The organism is Veillonella magna (genome assembly GCF_959600285.1).
Lineage (GTDB): Bacteria > Bacillota > Negativicutes > Veillonellales > Veillonellaceae > Veillonella_A > Veillonella_A magna.
Window position 1 is genome coordinate 146,033 of the sequence record NZ_CAUGKU010000002.1, and the last position, 26,236, is coordinate 172,268.

At 43.2% G+C, this 26,236-nt stretch carries 25 protein-coding genes and 1 riboswitch; of the genes, 22 read left to right on the forward strand and 3 right to left on the reverse strand.

Features of this window, described 5'->3' with window-relative positions; genetic code table 11:
• Positions 1-108: 108 nt before the first annotated feature.
• The 14 genes from tsaE to sufU all read left to right on the forward strand — a co-directional run bounded on the left by tsaE (position 109) and on the right by sufU (position 14,059).
• A complete protein-coding gene (gene tsaE, locus Q5873_RS02215; RefSeq protein ID WP_303059116.1) occupies positions 109-603 on the forward strand; it encodes a tRNA (adenosine(37)-N6)-threonylcarbamoyltransferase complex ATPase subunit type 1 TsaE in 495 nt (164 codons plus the stop codon).
• Positions 587-1,345 (forward strand): tRNA (adenosine(37)-N6)-threonylcarbamoyltransferase complex dimerization subunit type 1 TsaB, encoded by a 759-nt coding sequence (tsaB, locus tag Q5873_RS02220; protein ID WP_303059086.1) that lies wholly within the window; start codon positions 587-589, stop codon positions 1,343-1,345. The genes tsaE and tsaB overlap by 17 nt, the downstream gene beginning before the upstream one ends.
• Positions 1,345-1,797, forward strand: a complete 453-nt coding sequence (rimI, locus tag Q5873_RS02225; RefSeq protein ID WP_303059087.1) for a ribosomal protein S18-alanine N-acetyltransferase — start codon at positions 1,345-1,347, stop codon at positions 1,795-1,797. Before tsaB ends, rimI begins: the two co-directional genes overlap by 1 nt.
• The gene (gene tsaD / locus Q5873_RS02230; protein ID WP_288190418.1) at positions 1,794-2,822 is read left to right on the forward strand and encodes a tRNA (adenosine(37)-N6)-threonylcarbamoyltransferase complex transferase subunit TsaD; all 1,029 of its coding nucleotides are present in this window, start codon (positions 1,794-1,796) and stop codon (positions 2,820-2,822) included. The genes rimI and tsaD overlap by 4 nt, the downstream gene beginning before the upstream one ends.
• Before the next feature lie 17 nt (positions 2,823-2,839).
• Complete coding sequence (locus Q5873_RS02235; RefSeq protein ID WP_303059088.1) at positions 2,840-4,276, forward strand: sensor histidine kinase; 1,437 nt, start codon at positions 2,840-2,842, stop codon at positions 4,274-4,276.
• Between the two features lie 90 nt (positions 4,277-4,366).
• Positions 4,367-4,945 carry an ANTAR domain-containing response regulator gene (locus Q5873_RS02240; RefSeq protein WP_288301078.1) on the forward strand — a complete coding sequence of 193 codons (579 nt, stop codon included), beginning with the start codon at positions 4,367-4,369 and terminating at the stop codon, positions 4,943-4,945.
• 331 nt (positions 4,946-5,276) lie between these two features.
• Entirely contained in the window at positions 5,277-5,561 is a 285-nt protein-coding gene (gene groES, locus Q5873_RS02245; RefSeq protein WP_028255857.1) for a co-chaperone GroES, read from the forward strand.
• A gap of 92 nt (positions 5,562-5,653) precedes the next feature.
• Complete coding sequence (gene groL / locus Q5873_RS02250) at positions 5,654-7,291, forward strand: chaperonin GroEL (RefSeq protein WP_303059089.1); 1,638 nt, start codon at positions 5,654-5,656, stop codon at positions 7,289-7,291.
• A 239-nt stretch (positions 7,292-7,530) separates the two neighbouring features.
• The gene (locus Q5873_RS02255) at positions 7,531-8,787 is read left to right on the forward strand and encodes a diaminopimelate decarboxylase family protein (protein ID WP_303059090.1); all 1,257 of its coding nucleotides are present in this window, start codon (positions 7,531-7,533) and stop codon (positions 8,785-8,787) included.
• Between the two features lie 345 nt (positions 8,788-9,132).
• Positions 9,133-9,876 (forward strand): Fe-S cluster assembly ATPase SufC, encoded by a 744-nt coding sequence (gene sufC, locus Q5873_RS02260; protein ID WP_028255854.1) that lies wholly within the window; start codon positions 9,133-9,135, stop codon positions 9,874-9,876.
• 9 nt (positions 9,877-9,885) lie between these two features.
• A complete protein-coding gene (sufB, locus tag Q5873_RS02265; protein WP_303059091.1) occupies positions 9,886-11,295 on the forward strand; it encodes a Fe-S cluster assembly protein SufB in 1,410 nt (469 codons plus the stop codon).
• A 9-nt stretch (positions 11,296-11,304) separates the two neighbouring features.
• Positions 11,305-12,357, forward strand: a complete 1,053-nt coding sequence (locus Q5873_RS02270) for a SufB/SufD family protein (protein ID WP_303059092.1) — start codon at positions 11,305-11,307, stop codon at positions 12,355-12,357.
• Between the two features lie 21 nt (positions 12,358-12,378).
• Positions 12,379-13,608, forward strand: coding sequence for a SufS family cysteine desulfurase (locus Q5873_RS02275; RefSeq protein WP_028255851.1), 1,230 nt, complete (start codon positions 12,379-12,381; stop codon positions 13,606-13,608).
• Positions 13,609-13,624: 16 nt separating this feature from the next.
• Positions 13,625-14,059 (forward strand): Fe-S cluster assembly sulfur transfer protein SufU, encoded by a 435-nt coding sequence (gene sufU, locus Q5873_RS02280; RefSeq protein ID WP_028255850.1) that lies wholly within the window; start codon positions 13,625-13,627, stop codon positions 14,057-14,059.
• Between the two features lie 92 nt (positions 14,060-14,151).
• On the opposite strand, the gene Q5873_RS02285 is transcribed toward sufU, so the two are convergent.
• Positions 14,152-14,394 (reverse strand): (2Fe-2S)-binding protein, encoded by a 243-nt coding sequence (locus tag Q5873_RS02285; RefSeq protein ID WP_028255849.1) that lies wholly within the window; start codon positions 14,392-14,394, stop codon positions 14,152-14,154.
• Between the two features lie 125 nt (positions 14,395-14,519).
• Between Q5873_RS02285 and Q5873_RS02290 the strand changes: the two genes are divergently transcribed.
• Positions 14,520-15,197, forward strand: a complete 678-nt coding sequence (locus Q5873_RS02290; protein ID WP_303059093.1) for an HAD hydrolase-like protein — start codon at positions 14,520-14,522, stop codon at positions 15,195-15,197.
• A gap of 215 nt (positions 15,198-15,412) precedes the next feature.
• Here the strand turns inward: Q5873_RS02290 and Q5873_RS02295 are convergent, their stop codons facing one another.
• On the reverse strand, positions 15,413-15,910 hold the full coding sequence (locus Q5873_RS02295) for an S-adenosylmethionine decarboxylase family protein (protein ID WP_303059094.1): 498 nt from the start codon (positions 15,908-15,910) through the stop codon (positions 15,413-15,415).
• 272 nt (positions 15,911-16,182) lie between these two features.
• Here Q5873_RS02295 and Q5873_RS02300 point away from each other — a divergent pair, with 272 nt between their 5' ends.
• Complete coding sequence (locus Q5873_RS02300) at positions 16,183-19,008, forward strand: FAD-binding and (Fe-S)-binding domain-containing protein (RefSeq protein WP_303059095.1); 2,826 nt, start codon at positions 16,183-16,185, stop codon at positions 19,006-19,008.
• A 261-nt stretch (positions 19,009-19,269) separates the two neighbouring features.
• Here the strand turns inward: Q5873_RS02300 and Q5873_RS02305 are convergent, their stop codons facing one another.
• Positions 19,270-20,151, reverse strand: coding sequence for a LysR family transcriptional regulator (locus tag Q5873_RS02305; protein WP_303059096.1), 882 nt, complete (start codon positions 20,149-20,151; stop codon positions 19,270-19,272).
• Between the two features lie 258 nt (positions 20,152-20,409).
• Between Q5873_RS02305 and Q5873_RS02310 the strand changes: the two genes are divergently transcribed.
• The 6 genes from Q5873_RS02310 to Q5873_RS02335 all read left to right on the forward strand — a co-directional run bounded on the left by Q5873_RS02310 (position 20,410) and on the right by Q5873_RS02335 (position 26,236).
• Complete coding sequence (locus tag Q5873_RS02310; protein WP_303059097.1) at positions 20,410-21,402, forward strand: YeiH family protein; 993 nt, start codon at positions 20,410-20,412, stop codon at positions 21,400-21,402.
• 263 nt (positions 21,403-21,665) lie between these two features.
• Positions 21,666-22,043 carry a MarR family winged helix-turn-helix transcriptional regulator gene (locus Q5873_RS02315; RefSeq protein ID WP_276625191.1) on the forward strand — a complete coding sequence of 126 codons (378 nt, stop codon included), beginning with the start codon at positions 21,666-21,668 and terminating at the stop codon, positions 22,041-22,043.
• A gap of 125 nt (positions 22,044-22,168) precedes the next feature.
• The gene (gene hchA, locus Q5873_RS02320; RefSeq protein WP_288190070.1) at positions 22,169-23,041 is read left to right on the forward strand and encodes a glyoxalase III HchA; all 873 of its coding nucleotides are present in this window, start codon (positions 22,169-22,171) and stop codon (positions 23,039-23,041) included.
• Positions 23,038-24,075: an NADH:flavin oxidoreductase/NADH oxidase gene (locus Q5873_RS02325; protein WP_303059098.1), complete on the forward strand. Its 1,038-nt coding sequence runs from the start codon at positions 23,038-23,040 to the stop codon at positions 24,073-24,075. The genes hchA and Q5873_RS02325 overlap by 4 nt, the downstream gene beginning before the upstream one ends.
• 119 nt (positions 24,076-24,194) lie before the next feature.
• Positions 24,195-24,326: riboswitch (FMN riboswitch) on the forward strand.
• Between the two features lie 100 nt (positions 24,327-24,426).
• Positions 24,427-25,581 carry a bifunctional diaminohydroxyphosphoribosylaminopyrimidine deaminase/5-amino-6-(5-phosphoribosylamino)uracil reductase RibD gene (gene ribD, locus Q5873_RS02330; RefSeq protein ID WP_303059099.1) on the forward strand — a complete coding sequence of 385 codons (1,155 nt, stop codon included), beginning with the start codon at positions 24,427-24,429 and terminating at the stop codon, positions 25,579-25,581.
• Positions 25,562-26,236: a riboflavin synthase gene (locus tag Q5873_RS02335; protein ID WP_288190067.1), complete on the forward strand. Its 675-nt coding sequence runs from the start codon at positions 25,562-25,564 to the stop codon at positions 26,234-26,236. Before ribD ends, Q5873_RS02335 begins: the two co-directional genes overlap by 20 nt.

Sequence of the window (26,236 nt, forward strand, 5' to 3'; positions counted from 1 at the left end):
CATAAAATAAAACAGACAGTACATATAGTGTAAAATAGTCAATAATAGAAATAAATAGTAATAGATAATAATAGAAACAGACAGTAATAGAAAGTGTTAGGTGACATGATGACAGGTACTGCAAGTTTGCTGTGTCAAACCTCATCAGTAGAAGATACACGGCGTTTAGGTGAACGGTTAGGCACCTTTATGAAATCCCTGGATGCACCGCTTTGCGTTGCGTTGATTGGTGATCTCGGGACAGGAAAAACCCATTTTTCTCAAGGCATTGCAATCGGATTCGGTGTTAATGAAGAAGTAACCAGTCCTACGTTTGCTTTAATGAATACCTATGAAACAGCAGGTGACAATTTATATCATTTTGATTTGTACCGACTTGACGAAGAGGATGAGTTAGCTCCTATCGGATTTGATGAATTTACGGATGATACGAAAAGCATTGTTGAGTGGGCCGATAAATTTCCGGACACTATGCCTGAAGAAACATTGTGGGTAACAATTAATCGCATTAGCGATACAGAACGAAAATTTATATTTTCTTCATCATATATCCCTTATAATGAGCTCGTACAGATTGGAGGCCCCTATGTATTTGGGAATTGAAACAAGCAGTGCCGTGTCAAGCATAGCTTTGGCTGATGAACATTCTTTTGTCGGTGAATTGACAGTATCGGCGGGATTAACTCATTCCGAACAATTAGTTCCCCATATTGAAGGATTAATGAAGCAGTGTAACATTACGCCTGCTGATATAGCAGGCATTGCAGTTAGCATTGGTCCCGGCTCCTTTACCGGTTTACGAATCGGCATGGGGACAGCCAAAGCAATGGCATACGCTCTTAATATTCCTTTGGTAGGAATCATGACAATGGATGCATTAGCGTACAATTTTTATAATTCACAGCATCGGATCGGTATATTAATCGATGCACAAAAAAAGAACGTTTATGAAGCTCGCTATCATTGGGAAGAGGAACAACTCATATGCGATCAGTTACCACAGGTACGTGCTCGGAGTGAAGTTATCGAGGAATTGTCGCAAGGTACGGATATAACTATGGTTGCCGGTGATGGAGCCGTGAAGGCGGCTACGGCTATCGAGGAGGCAGGCGGGTCGATTGCGCTGGCACCGCTTTTACTACGCATGCCGAAAGCTTCGTCGCTTTTAATGGCGGCCATTCCACATTTTACTGCTGGTGATACGACCGATGCCATGACGTTATTACCCTACTATATCCGCCGCTCCGAGGCAGAGGTATTGTGGGAAAAAAAGCATCCCGATGCAGCGCGTAACGAAGAAACACCGTCGGTTATCGTAACGGATGCAGCGAAGGAGGAACCATAATGTTTGTTGTGCGTCAGGCAACCAAGGCAGATGCCGAAGCAATCTATACCATTGAAACTGATTCGTTCTCAACGCCGTGGTCGTTGGAGTCTGTCATTCGCGAGTTAGAAGAACAGAAAGAACGTATTTATTTTTTGGTGGAAGAAGACGGACAGGCAGTTGCCTATGCCGGTGCCTGGATGGTATATGACGAAGGGCAAATTACGAATATTGCAGTTCGTCCCGAGAGTCGCCGCGAAGGCTACGGTGCTATTGTGACGCGTAAGCTAATAAAAGAACTATTTAATCGCGGCATGACGGAAATATTTTTAGAGGTGCGTATTTCTAACATAGCTGCCCTGGCATTATATCGTCGTCTAGGCTTTACGGTGAAGGGAGTACGAAAATCCTATTACACCAATCCAACTGAGGATGCCTATATCATGTCGCTGGTTAAGGAGGAAACACTATGAGCATCTACACATTGGCAATAGAAAGCAGCTGTGATGAAACATCAGCTGCTGTATTGCGAGACGGGCGTACCGTGCTTTCAAATGTTATTTCCAGCCAGGTACCCATTCATCGAAAATTTGGCGGTGTAGTTCCCGAAATTGCGTCACGTCATCATATTGAACAAGTCGTACCTGTAGTTGATCAGGCGCTTGAGGACGCCGGTGTGCGATTGGAAGATATTGATCATATCGGGGTTACGTACGGCCCCGGCCTTGTGGGAGCCTTGTTGGTTGGTGTAGCGGCTGCTAAAGGGTTAGCCTTTGCCGCAGGGAAACCGCTTATCGGCGTCAATCATATGGAAGGCCATATTTTTGCTAATTTTCTCGCTAATCCGGAGTTAGAGCCTCCGTTCTTAAGTTTAGTCGTATCCGGCGGGCATACTATGCTGGTTGTAGTAAAGGATTACGAAACCTTTGAAGTTTTGGGACAGACACGAGATGATGCAGCCGGTGAGGCGTTTGACAAAATAGCGCGAGTTATGGGATATCCCTATCCCGGTGGACCTCACATTGATGCCTTGGCTGCCAAGGGAAATCCGAATGCTATCGAATTCCCGAAAGCATTACACGAAAAAGGAAATCTCGAATTCAGCTTTAGCGGTCTTAAATCGGCAGTCTTGAATTATTTGAACAGTGCTAAACAAAAGGGGACACCTATCGTCGATACCGATGTGGCGGCTTCCTTCCAAAAGGCAGTATTAGATAGTTTGGTGGAAAAAACCAGAGAAGCAGCACGTATGACCGGGCAGAAGGTAATTACGGTGGCTGGCGGCGTATCAGCCAATCAAGGTCTTCAACGGGCATTAGCACAGATGTGTGAAGAAGAAGAGTTGACATTCTATCGTCCCGGACGAATTTTAGCAACGGATAATGCAGCTATGATTGGTTGCCGAGCCTATTATATGGCGAAAGCAGGAAAATTTTCAAAGTTAACATTGAACGCCAAACCGTCAATTCCATTAGGCGATGAATCCTGGCGCGGATAAAGTGAGGAGGCTTGCGCATGGAACAGTATAAGGAGTATTGTCGTCTTCATACCGATAAGACAGAAGCACAAATTAGTTTGTTAGCGTTAACCGCTGGTTATTTACCCTTTGCGGCGAGCTTAACACATCAGGAAGCCTATGTGCTTACCAACGCTGACGATGATCGGCTTATACTGTACGGGCAAGGACGATTGCTTGGAGACGGTGACGGTTCGAAGGGGTTTAGCATACTTTCAAAAGATGAAAATGATAGGTTGTATGAAATGGCTGATACGTCATCGCCCGTGCGTAATCTGGTGAGCGATAAGAAATCGTCTTTATACGACCTAGAAGGTTATCCTATTATCGACAACGGCGGAAAATCGATTGGCAGTATTATTTTTTTACAGCGCCATGAGTCGGATGTTACTTCGGAAGAAATAGAACGGCGACATCTGTTAAATGAATCGGCCTATATGGCTATTATGGTTCCGCTACTCGAACAACCGGATCTCTATACACCTGTATCCTATCAAGACGGTATTATCATTTTTAGCGGAGAGGGTACCATCATATATGCTAATGATGCCGCAGCGCAAATGGTAGATGTACTTGGCTTTGATAAACGACTGGTAGGGACCAGTGTATTCGGCGGCGCTTTGAAGTTATCCTTAGTAAAGCGTTCCATACTGGCTCATCGCGGTGTTCGTTTTGAAGAAACATACGGAGATATTACGATTGAACAAACCTTAATTCCTATAACGGGGCGAGGTCGTCATCAACGTCATATTCTCGTATTGAAAGACACTACTGTGCTCAGGCGAACCGAACAAGCATTATTAGTAAAAAACTCTGTGATTAAAGAAATTCACCATCGTGTAAAAAATAATTTACAAATTATTGCCGGATTGTTGCGAATGGATGCACGTCGTTCGGAAAGTGATGAAGTAAAACGCTCGTTGCAAGAAGCGGTCAGCCGTATTGAAAGTATGGCCTTAGTCCACGAAGTTGTTTCCCGATATGAAGAAGATTATATTGAACTGCGTACCATATGTGAAGAGTTGGGGCGATTGTTAATCCAGTCTATGGTCCCCAGAGATATTAACGTACATTGCGATTATCGAGGGCAGCGAATCCTTTTAGATTCTCGACGCGCCGGCTATGTATCACTGTTAATTAACGAATTGATCGCTAATAGCTTGGAGCATGGTTTTATAGAGCCCTTTGTGCAAGGTAAAACAATCCAAGAACATTCGTATGTACACATTCAAGGAAGCGAAGAAGACGGTCGAGTACGCTTACATGTAACGGATAACGGTATAGGGTTTCCTGCAAACTTTGATGGCAAGCGTTCGCGACGATTGGGACTTAGAATTATTCACAGCCTTGTAGAGAATGAATTACACGGTGAGATTACCTTTGAGTCCGGTACGAGCGGTGGGGCTTCGGTATGCATTACCTTTACCAATTTGTAATACAACATAACATATAATAATTGGGATAGAGTATACCGATGACAAAATAAGAGAGCAATTATAAAGTAGAGATAAAGGGGGATGCCAATCATGCGCGTGCTTGTTGTTGACGATGAATCATTAATCAGAATGGATATATGCGATGCCTTGGATGCAGCCGGCTACGAGATAGTAGGTGAAGGGCAAAATGGAGTTGAAGCACTGCAGTTAACAAAAACATTACAACCGGACATTATCGTGATGGATGTTAAGATGCCTGAACTCGACGGAATCGAAGCGGCTCGCCAGATTCGACATTTACAAATTGCGCCGGTCGTTTTACTTACTGCTTATAGCCAACAGGATTTGGTAAAAAAGGCAGCCGAATCCGGCGTGTACGGGTACTTGATCAAACCTCTTAATGAAGTACAACTCATTCCTACTCTGGAAATGGCATACAATCGCTTTCAAGAAAGTCAGCTACATCGCGAAACGATTGATAAATTGGAAGATACATTGGAAGAACAAAAATGGGTTCGTAAGGCCACAGCCATATTGATGGAAAATTTAAAAATCAATGAAGACGTTGCCTACAGACGTATCCGTGGTTTTGCTATGGATAAACGGCTGCCTGTTATCGAAGTGTGTCGACGAATTATTAAAGAACAAGAAAAGAAAACAGTACGCTAACTATTGTGAAGGAAGAAACCCTTTGATGTAATGGCATCTATCGTAATGGTGCTTATTATATTAAAGGGTTTTTATAGTATGCGTTTCATAGTATGTTCCTTTAGAGTATATACTGTTACATATTCCTTACACATATTTCGTACATCGAAGTACTAGATAGAGGGTGATAGGTATTCGTGCATTCAAATTATGTAATTGTTTTAAGTCAAAAAGTCAAAAAAGGACTTGCAATTATTTTCATTTTGGATATAATAATAACTGTGATTAGCACTCGAGGTTGTTGAGTGCTAACAACAAACTTGAAAGACATAAATCAAAGGAGAGATTCATAATGATGAAACCGTTAGGCGATCGAGTTATCATTCGCGTGCTTGAAAAAGAAGAAAAAACTAAAAGTGGTATCTTTTTACCGGATACAGCGAAAGAAAAGCCTTCCGAAGGTGAAGTAGTAGCTGTCGGTGCAGGCAAGGTTTACGATAATGGCCAGCGTGTGGCTTTAGAAGTAGCAGTTGGTGACAAAGTAATGTTCTCCAAATATGCCGGCACAGAAGTTAAGATTGACGGCGTTGATCATCTCGTAATCAGCGAACGTGATATCTTGGCAATCATCGGCTAAGCGTAACATAATTAACAACACGATTTGATACATCACACTGACATAAATGGTATCACCTATTGATGAGGTGATAATAATGGAGGTAGTTTTAAATGGCAAAAGAATTTCTTTTTAACGAAGATGCACGCCGTGCGTTAGGTCGCGGTGTAGATGCATTGGCAAATGCAGTAAAAGTTACGTTGGGACCAAAAGGTCGCAATGTTGTATTGGATAAAAAATTCGGTGCACCGACAATTACCAATGACGGTGTAACGATTGCTCGTGATATTGAATTGGCCGATCCGTTCGAAAATATGGGCGCACAGTTAGTAAAAGAAGTAGCTACCAAAACTAACGATGTTGCCGGTGACGGTACTACAACCGCAACTGTTTTGGCACAGGCTATGATTCAAGAAGGTATGCGTAACGTAGCAGCCGGTGCTAACCCGATGATTTTGAAAAAAGGCATTGAAATGGCTGTAAATACATTGGTAGACGAAATTAAAAAACGCGCTATCAAAGTAAACGGTAAAGCTGATATTGCTCAAGTTGCTTCCGTATCCGCTGCCGACACCGAAATCGGCGGTTTGATTGCAGAAGCTATGGAAAAAGTAGGTAATGATGGCGTAATTACCGTAGAAGAATCCAAAGGCTTACAGACAGACCTTAATGTTGTAGAAGGTATGCAGTTCGACCGTGGCTACATTTCCCCATACATGGTAACGGATGCTGATAAAATGGAAGCTGTTATGAACGATCCGTACATTTTGATTACCGACCGTAAGATTAGTGCTATCGCTGATTTGCTTCCGACATTGGAAAAAGTAGTAAAACAGGGTAAAGAATTACTCATCATTGCCGAAGATCTTGATGGCGAAGCATTGGCTACATTAGTAGTTAACAAATTGCGCGGTACTTTCAAAGCAGTAGCCGTAAAAGCTCCGGGATTCGGCGATCGTCGTAAGGCTATGCTCGAAGATATTGCTATCTTGACCGGCGGCACGGTAATTACCGAAGACATGGGTCGCAAATTGGATAGTGTAGACTTAGTTGACTTAGGTAGCGCTCGTCAGGTTCGTGTAACTAAAGATGAAACTGTTATTATCGACGGCGTTGGCGACAGCGAATCAATTAAACAGCGTGTAAGCCAGATTCGCGGCCAGTTGGATGAAACTACATCCGAATTCGATCGTGAAAAATTACAGGAACGCCTTGCTAAATTGTCCGGCGGCGTAGCAGTTATTGAAGTTGGTGCAGCTACCGAAGTGGAATTGAAAGATAAGAAATTGCGTATTGAAGACGCTTTGAACGCAACTCGTGCAGCCGTAGAAGAAGGTATTGTTGCCGGCGGCGGTACTACTTTCATCGATATTGTATCTGCTTTGGATAACTTGCATGAAGAAGGCGATGTTCAGACAGGTATTAACCTTGTAAAACGTGCTGTTGAAGAACCGCTTCGTCAGATTGCTTACAATGCAGGTCTTGAAGGTTCTGTAGTTGTTGAAAAGGTTAAGAATACCGATGCAGGTATCGGCTTCAACGCCTTGACCGAAGAATATACGGATATGGTAAAAGCAGGTATCGTGGATCCTGCTAAGGTAACTCGCTCTGCGTTGCAGAACGCTGCATCCATTGCATCTCTCGTATTGACTACGGAAACTATCGTAGCTGATAAGGTAGAAGAAAACGCAGCTGCCGCACCGGCAATGCCTCCAATGGGTGGCATGGGCGGTATGGGTGGCATGATGTAATGTCTCGCTGAGTGATCCGTTTCATTCAACTCATATAAATAAAACAAAAACCGTTGTCTTTGCTAACAGCAGGCAACGGTTTTTATTTATCTATAGAGTATGCACAAAAGAGATGTTAGTATGCATATTATGACTTTCTATAGAATTGACAGTGTGAATCTTTATCAATATAATAAGTATAGTTAATCTTACATGCATACAAAAAACAATAATCAGAATAAAAAATAAGGAGAGAGATTATGAACGAAAAAAAAGTACCGTTTACCGGTGAACAGTTGGAGACTATCATTGCTCAGTACCCAACGCCTTTTCACATCTACGATGCTAAGGGGATTGTAGAAAATATTCGTCGTTTTATTAAGGCCTTTTCTTGGGCAAAGGATTTTAAAGAATACTTTGCGGTAAAGGCGACTCCTAATCCATATATTATGCGTCTCTTACAAAAAGAAGGGGTCGGTGCCGATTGCTCTTCCTTGGCAGAATTAGTACTCTGTGAAAAGGTGGGGATTACAGGTAGTGATATTATTTTTTCCTCCAATGATACACCTTATGAAGAGTATGCGAAAGCATTGGAAATGGGTGCTATTATTAACCTTGATGATATTACACACATTGCGTATATTGAAAAACATAACGGGCGCTTGCCGGAACGACTTTGCTTCCGCTATAACCCGGGATCACTTAAAGAGGGAGGCAACACCATTATCGGTTTGCCTGAAGAAGCTAAATACGGTATGACGCAGGATCAAATTATTGAAGCTGTAACGTACTGTAAGAATCATGGGGTATCGCATTTCGGTTTGCACACAATGGTTGTATCAAACGAGCTTGACATTAACGGACTCATCGGTACGGCGGAACTCATGTTTGATTTGGCGCTTCTCGTGAAGGAAAAAACAGGTGTGGAAGTAGAATTCATTGACTTTGGCGGCGGTATTGGGGTAGCGTATAAACCTGAGCAAACACCGGTTGACTATGAAGCATTAAGCGCCGGTATTAAGAAAGCTTATGAAGAAAAAATCGAAGGTAACGGACACAGTCCTATTTCCTTAGCCTTTGAATGTGGTCGTATGGTAACAGGGCCGTACGGATATTTGGTAGCTACCGCCATTCACCGCAAAGATATTTATAAGCACTACATTGGCTTGGATGCGTGTATGGCTAACCTCATGCGCCCGGCGCTGTATGGTTCCTATCATCATATCACTGTAATGGGGAAGGAACAGGCACCGGCAGATCATGTGTACGATGTAACGGGATCGCTTTGCGAAAATAACGACAAGTTCGCCATCGATCGCAAGCTGCCTAAGATTGATATCGGTGATCGCATTGTTATTCACGATGCCGGTGCACATGGTCATGCGATGGGTTTCAACTACAACGGTAAACTTCGTTCTGCGGAACTGTTGCTTCACGAAGATGGTCAGGTAGAACTCATCCGTCGTGCAGAAACGTTAGATGATTTATTTGCCACCTTGGATTTTAGTAAATTGTAAAAAATTATCAAAAACATAGAATTTAATCTTGCTAAAGGGTATCGAAAAAATTAATTCTATGATATAATGTTCTACGTCATTTAGTGAAATCGTTAGATATTTCAAAAAAAATAGAAACTATAGAGAAAATCATAGTAAAATAGTAGAAATTAGCTTGCAGAGTTATCATTTAGATTGTATAATAGGAAATGGATATAAACATCTTTATGATTACTTACCAAAGTGGTACTAAGATTTTACTAGATATTATGCGGTATTCCACTTTGGTGGAGTACCGCTTTTTATATTCTGATTTTATACCATAATCGATATCAAATATATAACTAAACGAAGGAGTGACGTATTGTGGCAGAGCTACTTAGAGTGGAAAATCTACACGTAGCGGTAGAGGAGAAAGAAATCCTCAAGGGGATTGACTTAACAATAAATACAGGGGAAATTCATGTGGTAATGGGTACCAACGGTGCCGGCAAATCCACCTTGGCTAATGCTATCATGGGTAATCCGGCCTATACAGTGACGGAAGGTAAAATCGTCTTCGATGGTAAAGACATTACGGAAGATGCCGTTAACGATCGTGCCAAAGCAGGTATTTTTATGTCTTTCCAGAGTCCAATTTCTATTCCTGGCATTACGGTGGAAAACTTTATCCGTACTGCTAAAACCACGATTACCGGTGAACAGCAACGTGCATTGGCTTTCAAAAAAGAATTGAAGTCCAAAATGGATGAACTCAGCTTTGACAGCTCCTATGCACAGCGCTATGTAAATGACGGCTTCAGCGGTGGCGAACGCAAAAAGAATGAAATCTTGCAGATGTCCATTTTGAATCCTAAATTAGCTATGCTCGATGAAACAGACTCCGGTTTGGACGTTGACGCTGTTCGTATCGTATCGGAAGGTGTAAGTCGTTTCCATAACGAAAATAATGCAGTGTTGATTATTACACACCACAATTCTATTTTACAGAAATTAAAACCTGATTTCGTACACATTTTAATTAACGGTCGCATCGTAAAAACGGGTGACGCTTCGTTGGTAGCAGAAATCGAAAAACAGGGCTATGACGCTTACAAGGCTTTAGTCTAGGAGGCATTCATGGAAACAAGAAAGAAAACATATGTGGAGGATATGGACCGTGGCGTCTATGATATTCGAAATGATTTCGAATATTCCTATAAATCCGATGCCGGTCTGACGGAAGATATCATTCGTGAAATCTGGGAAAACAAAAACGAACCGGAATGGATGTTGGACTTCCGTTTAAAATCTCTTAAAATTTATAACGAAATGGACATCCCTAGTTGGATTCCAGATATTAGCGGTTTGGACATGTCCAATATCGTAACCTACGTTAAGCCGAAGGTTGATATGAAAGGTGATTGGAACGAAGTGCCGGAAGATATTAAGAGCACTTTCGATCGTTTGGGTATTCCGGAAGCGGAAAAAACATCCTTGGCCGGCGTAGGCGCGCAGTATGACTCTGAAGTAGTCTATCACAGTATTCAGGAAGATTTGGTAAAACAAGGTGTTGTGTATACCGATATCGAAACAGCGCTTCATGATTACGAAGACATTGTTCGTAAGTATTTCATGACATTGGTACCGCCTACGGATCATAAGTTTGCTGCTTTGCACGGTGCTGTATGGTCCGGTGGGTCCTTTGTATATGTTCCGGCCGGTGTTCAGGTTGATATTCCGTTGCAATCGTATTTCCGTTTGAACGCACCGGGGGCCGGTCAGTTCGAACATACATTGATTATTGTAGAAGAAGGGGCGAAGGCACACTTCATCGAAGGATGCTCCGCACCGAAATATAACGTAGCTAACCTTCATGCCGGTTGCGTTGAATTGTTTGTAAAGGACAATGCAACATTGCGTTATTCTACCATCGAAAACTGGTCTAAGAACATGTATAACTTGAATACGAAACGCTGTGTTGTTGGTAAGCACGGTACAATCGAATGGGTTAGCGGCTCCTTCGGTTCCAAAGTATCTTGTTTGTATCCGATGAGTATCCTCAGCGGTGAAGGCGCTCATTGTGAATTTACCGGTGTTACCTTTGCCGGTGAAGGTCAGTACTTGGATACGGGATCTAAAGTTGTTCATGCAGCACCGTACACAACAAGTAATGTTAACTCCAAATCTATTTCCAAGAGCGGTGGTGCTGCTATTTATCGCGGTGTTCTTAACATCGGTAAGAAAGCAGAACATTCTAAAGCAACCGTATCTTGTGAATCTTTGATGCTTGACGATATTTCTCAGTCCGATACCATTCCGTCCATTACCGTTGAAAACGATAATGTTGACCTCGGTCATGAAGCAAAAATCGGCCGTATATCCGATGAAGCTATTTTCTATCTCATGACACGCGGTATCAGTGAAGAGGAAGCGCGTGCTATGCTAGTACGTGGTTTTGTTGAACCGATTTCCAAGGAACTTCCGTTGGAATATGCTGTTGAAATGAATAATTTGATTACCTTAGAGCTGGAAGGCTCTATCGGTTAGGAGGTACTGATGGAAAAACGTGCAATATTTAATGAATTGCCCAGACCGACTTTCCGGTGGCTAAAGGTAAATTATACGGAAAGCCAGATTGAAGAAGGGCAACATCCGGCAATGGTTACTGTTTTCTCGGAAGAGGGAATTGTAGCACCGCTTGGTAAACGCGAATTATTAAAGGAAAGCTTTTTGGGCGCTAATAAGGAATCGTTGGAAGCCGTAACTGCACATTATACAGCAGGCTTTGCGGTAACGGTACCGGACGGAGCTCATGAAAAAGTAGAAGTTGTTATTGATGCCGATGCTGATACAGTAAATGAAAAAACGAGAATCGTGGCCACTGTCGGTGAAAATGCGACACTTGAATTGTTATATCATTTGAAGGGGCGCGCCGAAAGCGGTAATGTTACCTTGTTGACAGAGGTATTGGCAAAAAAACAGGCTAACGTAACGATTAAGAAGGTGCAGCTGTTAAGTGAAGGGGTGCAGCAGATTGAACATCGCTACACTAAATTCGAGGATGACAGCAAAGTAGAATATATTAACGTTGAATTGGGTGGCAAGGAAAATATTCTTTACTATGACGAAGACCTCATCGGTGAACGCGCTGAATTAGTACATGATTTAGCATATCTCGGCGAAAAAGAGCAACGTTTTGATATTTCAATGCTTATGTCGCACATTGGCAAGAAGACAGTCAGCGATATTCACACCTTAGGTGCACTCAGCGGTAAATCGAAGAAAGCCTTCCGAGGCACCCTTGATTTCATCCGCGGCAGTGTAGCTTCCGAAGGTGCCGAAGAAGATACATGCTTGTTACTCGATCCGGAAGTTAAATCCGTATCGTTACCGTTATTGCTCTGTAAAGAAGACAATGTAGTAGGCAATCATGCTGCCAGCGCTGGTCAGCTCGATCAGACGAAGTTATTCTATTTGATGAGTCGCGGATTTAGCGAATCCGAAGCTAAACATATCATCGTAGAATCTATGTTGCGTCCGATTATCGATCGCATTGGCAACGAAGACATCGAAGAAACAGCCTTGGCTGCTGTTCGAGCAAAAATTTAACAGTTATAAAGAAGGTGTACTATGAAATCGATTGCAGAGGCCTATAAGGACTTTCCAATTTTAAATCAGACGCATAACGGCCATCGCCTCGTATATTTGGACAGCGGTGCGACTACGCAAATTCCGCAGGCTGTTATGGATGCGTTAGAAACCCATTTGAAAAAGCATAACGGTAATCCGCATCGAGGGGCACATATATTGGCAGTAGAGGCTTCCGAGGCCTATGAAAGCACTCGAGATACCGTACAACGCTTCATCAATGCAAAACAACGCGAAGAAATCGTGTTTACGCGAAATACAACTGAAAGCTTAAATTTAATTGCTTTCAGTTATGGCATGAACCATGTGAAAAAGGGTGACAAGATTGTCATTACCATTGCAGAACATCATGCTAACCTGGTAACTTGGCAGCGTGTGGCTGAACGCACCGGCGCTACCTTGGAATATATGTATCTGGATGAAACAGGCCATTTATTGCCCGGTGAAATGGATAAAATTGATGCAACTACTAAGATTGTAGCTTTTGCCCATGTAAGCAATGTGCTTGGCATGGAATTCCCGGTGGATGAATTAATCCGCCGGGCCCATGAAGTAGGTGCCGTAGTAGTGCTTGACGGAGCACAATCAACACCACATAAGAAAATTGATGTGCAAGCATTGGATTGTGATTTCTTTGTGTTCTCCGGTCATAAAATGTGTGCCTCTCAAGGCATTGGAGTTATGTACGGCAAGCGTCACTTGTTGGAAGACATGCCTCCGTTCCTTTTAGGCGGTGATATGATCGAATACGTACAGGAACAATCTACTACGTATAACGAAGTACCGTATAAATTCGAAGCCGGTACACCAAATGCTCACGGCGCTGTTATGCTCAAGGCCGCTATTGAATATTTGGAAAGCTATGGCATGGATGAAATTCAGGCGTATGAACATGAATTAGTAGAATATTTGTTGCCTAAGATGACAGCTATTCCGCATATTCATTTGTTAGGCTCTGCCGATCCGGCAGAAAAGCATGGTGTAGTGGCCTTTACCGTTGATGATGTACATCCGCACGATGTAGCTACTATCATGGATAGCTACGGTGTTTGTGTCCGCTCCGGTCATCATTGTGCGCAGCCGTTGGGGGCGTATTACAAAGTCCCTGCATCGAGCCGACTGAGCATGTATATTTACACTCGCAAGGAAGATTTAGATGCCTTCTTGGAAGCCTTGAAGAAGGTACGCCCGACAATGGGTTTTAAAGACTAAGGAGGAATCGTTCGACATGGAAATGGATCAGCTGTATACAGAATTGATTTTGGAGCATAATCAGGATAAACGAAATAAACGTGAGTTAGCGGAATTTACAACATCCGAACACGGACACAATCCGAGCTGCGGTGACGATTTGACCCTACAGATTAATGTGGAAGATGGCATTGTAAAGGATGCAGCGTATACCGGTTCCGGTTGTGCAATCAGCCAAGCATCCGCTTCCATGATGATTGATATCATTCAAGGTAAATCATTGGAAGAGGCTATGCGCTTGGTAGAGCTCTTCCTCGGTATGATCAAAAAGGAAGTTACCGATGATGATGAGTTGGAAGAATTGGAAGATGCTATTGCATTAAAAAATATTTCCAATATGCCGGCTCGTGTTAAATGCGCTGTATTGGCTTGGCATACACTGAAGGAAGCATTGAAAAAAGAACAGCACTGATATCGATACCAGTAGTACGTATACAGATATAACAATAAGAAAAGCCCCTACGGTTGTTTATAAAAAGCAACCGCAGGGGCTTTGTATTACAGTTATTTGGAGGCAGGCTTGGGAAGCTTACCCATGTCCTGCAATAGTTTAACGATACGCACACCGCAATTCTTTCCACCGCATGAGCCGGTGCCGGCACCCGTACGTTCTCTTATTTTGGGAATTGTATCACAGCCGTCGGCAATAGCTTCTTTGATTGTTTTGCGGCTAATGCTGCGACAAGTACAAACCTTAGTGTATTTATCTAAAATCGAATCAGGGACTTTATTTTCTTCAAACTCCATGATAACCTCCTTATGTACAGCGATATCACCTGATAACTTGTTCTTCCTAAACTTTTTCCTATATAATATAGGTGTATCTATTTTAGCATATAAAGACGTAGTTTGTAAGAGGAAAGGATAACTATATGATTTGTGTATTATTTGATCTTGACGGTACGTTGACCGATTCCGCCGAAGGTATTTATAAATCCTTGGAGTACGCATTTGAAAAAAAGGGGATTCCCACGCCGGATGCAGATACGCTTCGCTTATTTATCGGACCGCCGATTATTGATTCTATGCAGGAGCAGTGCGGCATGACTTTGGCAGAAGCAGAGGAAATGTACGGCTTCTTTAAAGAACAATATGATACCATCGGTAAATTTGAAAATAAAGTATATGAAGATGTGGAACGCATGTTGGTAACCTTGCGTCAAACCAATACGTATGTAGCAGTGGCTACGGCAAAACCGCAGCATTTGGCAGAACAGGTATTGGAGCATTTCGGTCTTACCAAATATTTTGAAGTGATTAAAGGTGCCGATCAAGCGAAGGGCATTGTACATAAGCCGCAGATTTTGGCAGAAGCCGTACGAGCCATGAAGGAATTTTCCGATGACGGTACAAAGAAACGTATCACCGGTTGGTACATGGTAGGCGATCGTAAATATGATATGGTGGCAGCCAAAGAATTAGGTTGTAAAGCAGTAGGGGTTGCCTACGGATATGGCAGCCGTGAAGAATTGGAAGCTGCCGGTGCCGATTATATATGTGATACACCGTCCGATGTAGTATTGAATATCGCAGTGGACACCTTGTTGTAATCCTTCACTATAATCCCTTCGAAGGTAGGGCTTACTACTGTATCACAATGTCAAAGAACATAATATAGGAAGATATAACATAGAAAGAGATAATATAAAAGGACAGGAACTACTACAGATAACTGTACTGGTGTCTGTCCTTTTTCTTTTTCTTGACATAACAAAACCCCTTTCGTTAGACAAAATCTAACGAAAGGGGTTCAGTTCAAAGTGTCTTATTTATTTTTTTTAGCAATTACACGGAATACCTTAGCTCCCGTCGTTTTTAATTTGGTGCCCGTCTTTTTAAGACTGGTACGAGTACGCGTCACGCGTGCCATTGGGGAAAGAGAGGTTCGTTTGCGGGGCTTCATATCGCGTTCGGAACCAAAATCACCGCGTTGTACACTGGTGGCCTTAACACGTTCTGCGCCGAAGGCTTGCTTTAACTCCTTCATGAGAAGGGCAGAGCGTACATCAATAGCAAAGGCATAAATATCTACCGCGGCATATCCCATATGCGGGTACGCATGAACAGCCACATGACAATGCGGCGAAACCGCTAATAATACAACTTCATCATCCAGCACCTGGCAACTTATTTCATCAATTTCCTGATTAGCTGCTACCAATGCATTTGTTACACTTTCTTGAATAATAACAGGGGATGACAAAGCATCCTCCAAACAAGCATATAGGTCAATAAGTAAATGATGGCCTAACGAATCTGGCACAATGTCACCTTCTTTCTATTTGTACTAGGTATAGTATGTGTCGCTAACATCTATCGAATCTATTATACATGATGGACTCCCTACTTAACAATAATTATTATAGAACTATATAAAGTTATAAATGGTATACGCTATTGAGATAAGAAACTAATGATTATACTAATTTTATATACATGTATTGCTAGATTTACATTGTAGCTTGATATATGGTATCCTTTTAATAAAGTGTATGTCCGCATATAATATGCGTTTAAGTATTAGGAGGTCCTAACATGGGTTCTATGCTAACAAGGGATTATGACACCTTCGCTGAAGAGGCGAAAAAGATTTGCCCTAATAGAGTATTTACAGATTATTTACGTCGTTATGCCTACGGTATTGATGCATCCTGCTATAGCTACTTACCGAAAGTGGTTGTAAAACCAAATAACGAAGCAGAAGTGGTGGAATTGGTTTTATTGGCTAATCGTTGTGGTACACCGGTAACCTTCCGCGCTGCTGGCAGTTCCTTGTCCGGTCAGGCATCCAGTGAAGATGTATTGATCGTGGCTAATGACGGTTTTAAATATGCACATGTATTGGAAAACGGCAATGCGATTCGCTTGTCTTGCGGTGTTATCGGTTCCGATGCTAACGAAAAATTAGCACCGTACGGTAAAAAAATCGGTCCTGACCCGGCAACGATTACGACGGCTCTTGTTGGGGGGATTGTAAACAATAACTCCAGTGGTATGTGCTGCGGTACGGCACAGAACTCATATAAAACCATTCGTTCCATTCGCGTTGTATTGGCTGACGGTACTATCCTCGATACATCCGATCGTGCCAGTGTAGAACGTTTCTTAACAGAAAAGAAACACTTGGTAGATCAGCTAGTATCCTTGCGCAAGGATATTATGGCCGATAGCGAATTGGTTGACCTCATCAATCGTAAATTCAAAATTAAAAACACCACCGGTTACAGCCTTAACTCCTTGGTAGATTTTGAAGATATCGTAGATATCATCAATCACCTCTTTGTAGGTAGTGAAGGTACGTTGGGCTTCGTCAGCGAAGTTACGTATAACTGCGTGGATGATGCTAAATACAAGGGCTGTGGTTTGTTGTTCTTCGGCAAATTGACAGATGCATCGAAAGCCGTTGTTGCTTTGGCAGGTATGTCCCGCGATGTTGTGGTGGCAGCAGAAATGATGGACTACCTCAGCTTGAAGAGTGTTCAGCAGCTTGACGAAGTACCTGATTTTGTTCGCGGCATTCCGGAAGGCACCAGCTGCATTTTGTTCCAGTCCGAAAGCAATGATGAAGCTACCTTGGATAAGAACTTAGCGTACATTCAGGAAACCTTAAAAGATATTCCGACCGTTATTCCAAGCTTGTACTCCAAGGATGCTGCGGAATATGACAAATGGTGGGTTATCCGTAAAGGCTTGTTACCGATTGCGGCAGGCCTGCGCAAACCGGGTACCACGGTAATTACGGAAGACGTATGCTTCAAGATTGAAGACTTCACATCCGGTATCGAAATGATTACCGAATTGTTCCATAAATACGGTTTTGTAGATAGCGGTATCATCTTCGGTCATGCTTTGAGCGGTAATGTTCATTTCATCATTACACCTAACTTTAACGATAAAACGGAAATGGATAACTTCACCGGTCTTGTCAAAGAAATGGCTGAACGCGTATCCGCCGTTGAAGGTTCCGTTAAGGCCGAACACGGTACGGGCCGTATGGTTGCACCGTTCGTTGAAATGGAATGGGGCAAGAAGGCCTATGCGGTAAATCGCAAGATTAAAGACATCTTCGACCCGTCCGGTTTGTTGAATCCTGACGTAATGATTACAGATGATCCGGACATTTATAAAAAGAATTTAAAAGCCATGAGCGATATCGATCCGCTCTTCAATATGTGTATGGAATGCGGCTTCTGCGAAAAGAATTGCCCGAGCCGTAATCTTACCTTGACACCGCGTCAACGCATTTCTTTACTTCGTGAAGAACAACGTCTCTTAAAAGATGGCAACACGGAAATGGCGGAAGAATTGCGCAAAGGTTATGAATACTACGGTGTTGATACTTGTGCGGCTTGTTCCATGTGTAGCCAGCTTTGCCCGTTGGGCATCGATACGGCACAAATCGCGTTGTCCATGCGTAAAATCAATGCTAAAGGAGCCAGCTTGGCTCATGCCATCTACAACAACTTCAACGCTACCATCAATGCGGCTCGTGTTGGCGTAACCTTAGGTGGTGTAGCCGGTAAAATCGCTACGAAGACATTGTTAGCTAAGATTAGTGAAGATGCGCATGACTTCACCGGCTTAACTCCGTACATGCCGACGACGATGCCGAAAGCAAATACCTATAAATTACGCAATAAACGTCGTCCCGAATTCCATAAGAATGTAGTATACTTCAGCACATGCGCTAACCGTGCATTCCGTCAGAACCAGGGATATGACGATACCCGCAGCTTACAGCAGGTATTTGAAAGTCTTTGCGAAAAAGCAGGCTACAATGTAATTTATCCGCCGCACATTGAAAATCTCTGCTGTGGCTTGAGCTTTGAAAATTACGAAGATATCGATCGTCAGGCATTGGCAGATTTGACGGCAGCTTTGACAAAAGCCAGCGAAGGCGGTATTTATCCGATCGTTATCGATCACTCCGCTTGCTTCAATCATGCGTTCAAACATATAAAAGGCTTACAGATTCTCGATATTTCCGAATTCTTGTATAGCATTTTGCCTGATTTGGAAGTTACTAAATGCAATGAATCTGTGTTGGTTCATAAACAGTGTAAGGTTAAGGTTCTCGGCAAACAGAAATACATTGAATTGTTGGCACGTGCTTGCACGGACAAAGTATTCAACATCAAGAGCTTTGCCTGCGATGGTTTTGCCGGACAGAAAGGGTTCTTTACGCCGGAATTAAATAAATGTGCCACTAAGGATTTAGCAGCGGAAGTAAAAGAATACGGTTGCACCCTGGGTGTAAGCTCCAGCTCAACCTGCGAAATCGGCTTAGGAGAAAACGGTGGTATTCCGTTCGTAAGCATTGCTTACTTACTGGATCGTTGCTCCACGGCAAAACGTAAATAAAATAGTACACGTATAATTACATGCCAACAGCCTATCGCATGTATATGTGGAATAGTTGATGACAACAAAAGAAGCGTAGACGAAATTTTGTCTACGCTTCTTTTTATTACTCGAATACAGGTATTGTTTACCTATTATAAGATCTAAATTACTGTTATATGTAATTAAAATAGATGTAATTGCAATAGATGTAACTGCAATATATGTAACTGCAATAGATGTAACTGCAATACAATGGAATAAGAAAGCTTCATTACATGTTTATTTATTAATTAAGTCATGGGCTACGTCAATCACTCGTTGCAAACTTTTATTGATGTACTTATCTTTATGATACACAATGCTGAATAAACGCTGCAGTGATAAGTCGGTAATAGGGATGTGTGTCATCAATCCCGCTTGTAACTCTTCGGTAACCAAACGGCGAGATATAACCGTACCGCCGAAACCGGCAATGACGGCTTGCTTGAGTGACGCTGTGTTGTTATAGTTGCCAACGATTTGCAAAGGAATGTGGCGTTCCTTAATCAAACCTTCGAACAAGCTACGGGTACCGCTGCCTTCTTCGCGGAGAAATAATTTAATGGAAGGAAGTTCCTCCGTTGTAATTGTCGATGGCACCATCGATTGCCATGCACGGGGAACTACCAATATCAATTCATCAATCATAAAGGGATCTGCCACTAGGGTTGGGGCGGTGATTTGTCCTTCGATGAGGGCAATGTCTAATGTATCATTTAACAGCATTGCCTGCAGTTCGTCCGTATTATGTATTTCCGAAACGATCTCCTGCTGCGGAGCCAAGGTAGTAATATCTTTCATCACCTGTACCAATAAGGTTTCACCGATGGTTAAACTGGCCCCCAGGCGAATGGGAAAGTTTTCATTATGACCGTGCATCATAGAATCAATAAATCGATTTAAAGTGAGTATTTGACTGACATACGGCTGTAATCGTTTCCCGCTTTCGCTAAGATATAATTTGCGTCCCAGTCGTTCGAACAAAGGGGAGTTGTAATAGTCTTCCAACTCACGGATAGCCTGACTTACCGATGGTTGAGTCATATGTAATTTGGCAGCGGCCTTGGTCATATTCATTTCTTCGCAAACAGCTAAAAATATAGTAAAGTGGCGTAACGTCATAATAGGTGACATCTCCTTGGTAGTGTATATTTCCGGAATTTGAGTAGTGCATCGGTTTATTCCCATACAACAACTATGATTTTATAGATAAATCAAATGCATATAAAAATAAAGATAGGTAATTACCTATTGATTATATCATACAATGCAATTTTACGTACATTCGCTAAGATGGTACAATGAGCCTGTAATTTTCAGTGATGCATCAAAAGAAATAAACAAATTCGTTATGTAACTAGTATATAAGGAGTGGAGTTTATGGGAAAATATGCTCGCGGTATAATACTGGCATTACTTATTGCCATTCCCGCTTATTGGTTAGGAAACACCTTTCCGATTATCGGCGGTCCTGTATTCGGTATTTTGTTAGGTATGATTTTGGCAGGTATTAAACGGCCGGACACATTCGAGCCGGGGATTAAATATTCCGGTAAAAAGGTATTACAATATTCGATTATTTTGTTGGGCTTTGAAATGAATTTATACAATGTTATCAGCGTCGGTGCTTCCTCCTTCAGCGTTATGATTTTTACTTTACTAACCGCCTTCGTAGTAGCATTGGTAGTAGGGCGTCTCCTTCGTCTTGATTTGAAAATGACCACGTTGGTCGGAGCAGGCACTGCTATTTGCGGCGGGTCGGCCATTGCAGCGGTAGCCCCGGTTATTGAAGCAGAGGATAAGGACATTGCCTTTTCCATTTCTACCATATTTTTATTCAATGTACTGGCCGTATTTATCTTCCCATTCCTTGGTCATTGGATGGGATTGAGTGATTCCGGTTTTGGTATGTGGGCCGGCACAGCCATTAATGATACATCCTCGGTAGTCGCTGCCGGTTATTCCTACAGCAATGCAGCCGGTGATTATGCAACCATCGTTAAATTGACTCGGGCTCTCATGATTGTACCGATTTGTGTGATTATCGCCGGTATTGTTATTTGGTCCAAAAAGAAAGCCGGTGGAGCAGGAGACAGCAACTTTAAGGTAAGTCGGATCTTCCCGTGGTTTATTCTTTGGTTCGTAGTCGCTTCTATCATTAACACCACCGGTATATTGGCTCCGTCTGTATCACATTTTCTCGGACAGGCCGGTAAATTCTTCATTATCGTGGCTATGGTTGCCATCGGTTTGAATACTAATCTTATTCATCTATTGAAAAATGGTGTAAAGCCAATCGCTCTCGGCTTTGTATGTTGGTTCGCCGTTGCATCCGTATCCTTGTTGGTACAGCACAGCATCGGATTAATTTAATCGTTTCGTTGGTAATAGCCTCGCAGGAGATGTTCCGAATGAGTTTGTAACAATATATTTTGTTACACCGGGAATATTCTTCGGCGAGGCATTTTTATCGGCAAAATATTTTTATCGGCAAAATATTTTTATCGGCAGGATATGTTCATCAGCGAGATATTTTTATCGGCGAGACATTTTTTATGTCTTGACAAGATAGAAAGTTTTGGATATTATAATTTTAGTTGTTTGTGCAAGCAAATTTAATGCAGGAGGTATGTTGCGTGAGTAATTACATTAAGCAATGGTTATCTTTACGCGATAAAGAGCGTGAAATATCTGCAGCTTTGGAAGAAGCCTTACGGGGAGTAAGCCACGGCATTAGTGTTAATGAATTCTATGCGTTGTACTTTCTGCATAAATCGGAAAGCGAAGAACTTCGCATGTCCGATTTAAGTCAAAAGATTGGCCTTAGCTTGAGTGCCACTTCACGTTTACTATCGCGTTTTGAAACGAATTGTCACGTCATCGAACGCATTGCCTGCGCCGATGATAAGCGCGGCGTTGAAGTGCGATTGACACAAGTCGGTCAGGATGTATTAGAAGAAGCACTAAAAAAAGTAAATGAGGTACTGGCTAATTACGAAGCAGATTTATTGTAATGGGGATTGGCCGGGAAACTCTACAAGCAGTAGAGTTTTCTTTTTTCTTATTTACTTGCATGCACAAGCAAATAAAGTGTGTGATTTGTGTATTATAGGGTAATGAAAGAAAAGGAGTTTTTATCATGGCAGAATTAAGTAAAGTACCGGTACGAGATCGTGCAGAACACAATGCGTATTTCCCATCCGATTATTCGTTAAGTGTATATACCAGCAAAACAACGGATTTTGACGGTGTAAAGTTCGATGCGCCGTATACCGGTAAAAAATATAAAGTATTGATGGTAGGGTCCGATGAACGGTACGTACAAATGAAAAACAGCAAGCTGTTTTCCACGGGTAACCATCCGGTAGAAACGTTATTGCCTATGCTTCATATGCACGAAGCCGGTTTTGAAATCGACGTTGCCACCTTGTCCGGTAACTCCGTAAAATTAGAAATGTGGGCTATGCCGGAAGAGGATACGGCAGTTATGGATTTATATAACACCTATCTTCCTAAATTGGAACAGCCTAAAAAGTTAGCGGATATCTTAGAAGCAGCTACGGCCGAAGATTCTCCGTATATTGCTGTATTTATTCCGGGCGGTCACGGTGCTTTGCATGCATTGCCGGAAAGCCGTGAAGTGAAAGCATTATTGCAGTGGGCTGTTAAAAACGATCGTTTTGTTGTTACCCTTTGCCACGGGCCGGCGGCATTACTCGCAGCGGCTGTCGATGAAAAACCGGAAGATTTCTTGTTTAAAGGATTTGAAATGGCCGTATTCCCGGATGCGCTTGATGAAGGAGCCAATCAGGATATCGGATATATGCCGGGTCGTCTAAAATGGTTATTAGCTGACAGCTTGGTAAAATTGGGTGCTAAGATTCTCAACAGCGATATTACCGGTTTTGTTCACAAGGATCGTATGTTACTTACCGGTGACAGCCCGTTGGCAGCTAACAATTTAGGTATCTTGGCAGCAGACGAATTGTTAAAGAAGGTGCAGACAATTTGAGAAAAAGCATATTATTCGATCCGATTACCATTGGGTCGTTAGAATTAAAAAATAGAGTTATGATGCCGTCCATGCTCACGAACGAAGTACACAAAAGGGATGGTGTTCCCACCGATTTTCACATGATTCACTACGGTGCTCGCGCCTTGGGCGGTGTCGGCCTTATTTTACTGGAAGGCACCGGCATTAGTGCGGAAGGTCGTATTTTTGAAACAGACCTGGGATTATGGAATGAAGAACAGATGGCCGGCATGAAACGTTTGGTTGACCTTCTCCACGGTTATGGCAGTAAGGTAGGCGTACAGCTTAGTCACGCCGGTCGTAAATCCGAGGTGCCCGGCCGTGTCATTGCCCCGTCCGCCATTGCTTATAGCGATGAGTACCGTCAGCCGGAAGCAATGACGGTAGAGGATATTCAAGCGGTAGTAGAGCAATTTAAAACCTCTGCCGCATTGGCTGAAAAAGCCGGCTTTGATGTGTTGGAAATTCATGTAGCCCACGGCTATTTGCTTAACCAGTTTATCACTCCGCTGGTAAATAAACGCACCGATAATTATGGTGGTTCTTTGGAAAATAGATACCGAATTATCCACGAAGTGATTCACGCGGTGAAAAGCGTCTTCACCGGTGCGGTGTGGGCACGGATTTCCGGAGCCGAATACGACGAAGCGGGAACTACGACGGATGAATTTGTAACTATCGCACAATGGATGAAAGAAGATGGTGTTGAACTCATCGATGTATCCTCCGGCGGTGTTATCAATCGGGTACCGGATGCTATCTATCCGGGTTATCAAGTACAGTTGGGTAACCGTATCAAAAACGAAATCGGCATACCGATTAGCGTTGTTGGTATTTTAGGCTCGCCGGAGCTGGCAGAGTATATTCTGCGTAGCAACCAATCCGATCTTATCGCCTTAGGACGACCTCTCTTATCCAACCCGAACTGGTTGTGGCATGCAGCGCGTGAGTTGGGCACCATCAACAATTACAAGGTATTCAACGAAGCCTACGAACGGGGTAAGCGTTTTTAATAGATAAATCCCGATTTGCCTTTTTTGTACATTACTAGTATAATCAAATTGTAAAACGTATTGCGCATGCAATGATTAGTTTAGTGATTGCTTGCTAGTTTTAAAATGTAACTGCATACGATAGTCTTTGAGGCAAGGTGCGAGGAGATTTCCTCAATTCCTGACCGGCGGTAAAGTCCGCAAGCCCTGCGATGGGTTGACTCGGTTGAATTCCGAGACCGACAGTATAGTCTGGATGGGAAAAGACACGGTTTGATTGCGTCGTTTTGATGCGACCGTAATATTCAAGATATCTTAAGGACTATGGCTATGCTGTAGTCCTTTTTTAGTATAGTGTTAGGAGAGAGCAACATGACGGATGAAGAGTATATGGCGACTGCCTTATCCTTAGCCAAAAAAGCTAAAGGTCATACCGCTCCCAACCCCATGGTAGGAGCCGTCGTGGTGAAACACGACGTCATCGTCGGACAAGGCTATCATCATAAAGCAGGCGGTCCTCACGCAGAAGTGTATGCTTTGGACGAAGCCGGCGAGAACGCAGTAGGTGCTACGCTGTATGTAACCTTAGAGCCTTGCGCACACTACGGTAAAACACCGCCCTGTGCCAAACGAGTGATTGCATCCGGCGTAAGTCGCGTTGTGATTGGCATGGTAGATCCTAATCCGTTGGTAGCCGGTAAAGGCATTGCTATGTTGCGCGACGCAGGTATTCAGGTAGAGGTAGGTGTACTGGGTACGCAATGCTCAGCATTAAATGATGCTTTCATTACGTACATGCTGACGGGTCGACCCTTTGTTACCTTGAAGTCGGCCATGTCGGTGGATGGTAAAATTGCTACACGCACCGGTGATTCACAATGGATTACCAATGAATCTGCCAGGACTGACGGACATCGCTTGCGACAGTATCACGACGCCATCTTGGTTGGTATCGGTACCGTCTTGGCGGATAATCCAACCTTGACACATCGGTTAACGGACTCGGCGCAGTTTGCTCAGCCGGATGTTATTGTGTTGGACAGTCACGGACGGACACCGACGGATGCTGCCTTGTTTAGTAACAAGGAACGTCGTTTGCTAATTGCGGTCGGTCCCGATTGCCCGCCGTCCCATCGCTATGAATTAGAAAAGGCCGGTGCCGAGATTGTTACCTTACCTTACGACACGGCGCCGGAACCGACGGAGGCTAACGCAACACAGCTTTCCTTAACCGCCTTGTTGGACATGCTCGGCGAAAAAGGCTATCAGTCGTTACTCGTTGAAGGAGGCAGCCAAGTTATTGCTGCATTTACGGAGCAACGATTGTTCGATAAGCTGATTACTTATATGGGGGCCATGCTTATCGGTGGAAGCGATGCCATACCGGCCATCGGAGGCATAGGGGCTTCTACCTTAGCCGAAGCAGTGCCGCTTACCATTTGTGATGCTTGCCTGTTAGATGGAAATGTGCGCGTAGAATCCTACTACACGGAAAGGAAGGGACGCTATGTTCACAGGGATTATTGAAGAAACCGGTCGCATAGAACGCATCGTTGCAGGTGCGCAATCCTTGCGCATTACAATTTCGGGCCATAAAATTTTATCCGATATAGAAATCGGTTGCTCCATTGCGGTCAACGGTGTCTGTCTGACGGCAACCACCTTTGATGCGCATAGCTTTACGGCAGATGTAATGCCTGAATCCGTACGAATGACAACACTGGCCGATTTAAAACCGGGTAGTCCTGTCAATTTGGAACGGGCCATGGCCGTAGGCGGACGCTTCGGTGGACATGTGGTAGCCGGACATGTTGACGGCATCGGTACGATACGAACCATAGAGAAACAGGACAATGCAGTGGTCTTCACCATCGCGGCTGCCCCGGAGGTTATGGAATACATTGTCTATAAAGGATCGGTGGCTATCGACGGCGCCAGCTTAACCGTAGCCGGACGCAGCGATACACAGTTTACGATTTCTATCATTCCGCACACGATTAAGGAAACAATTCTAGCCTATGCTAAGCCGGGCACAAAGGTGAATATCGAGACCGATATATTCGGGCGCTATATACGGCAGTTTATGACATTGCCTCCGGCAGAGAACACTGCCGTACCGGCAACAGGTAAACAAAGCGGTGGCATTACCAGCGAACTATTGGCAAAGAACGGATTTATATAA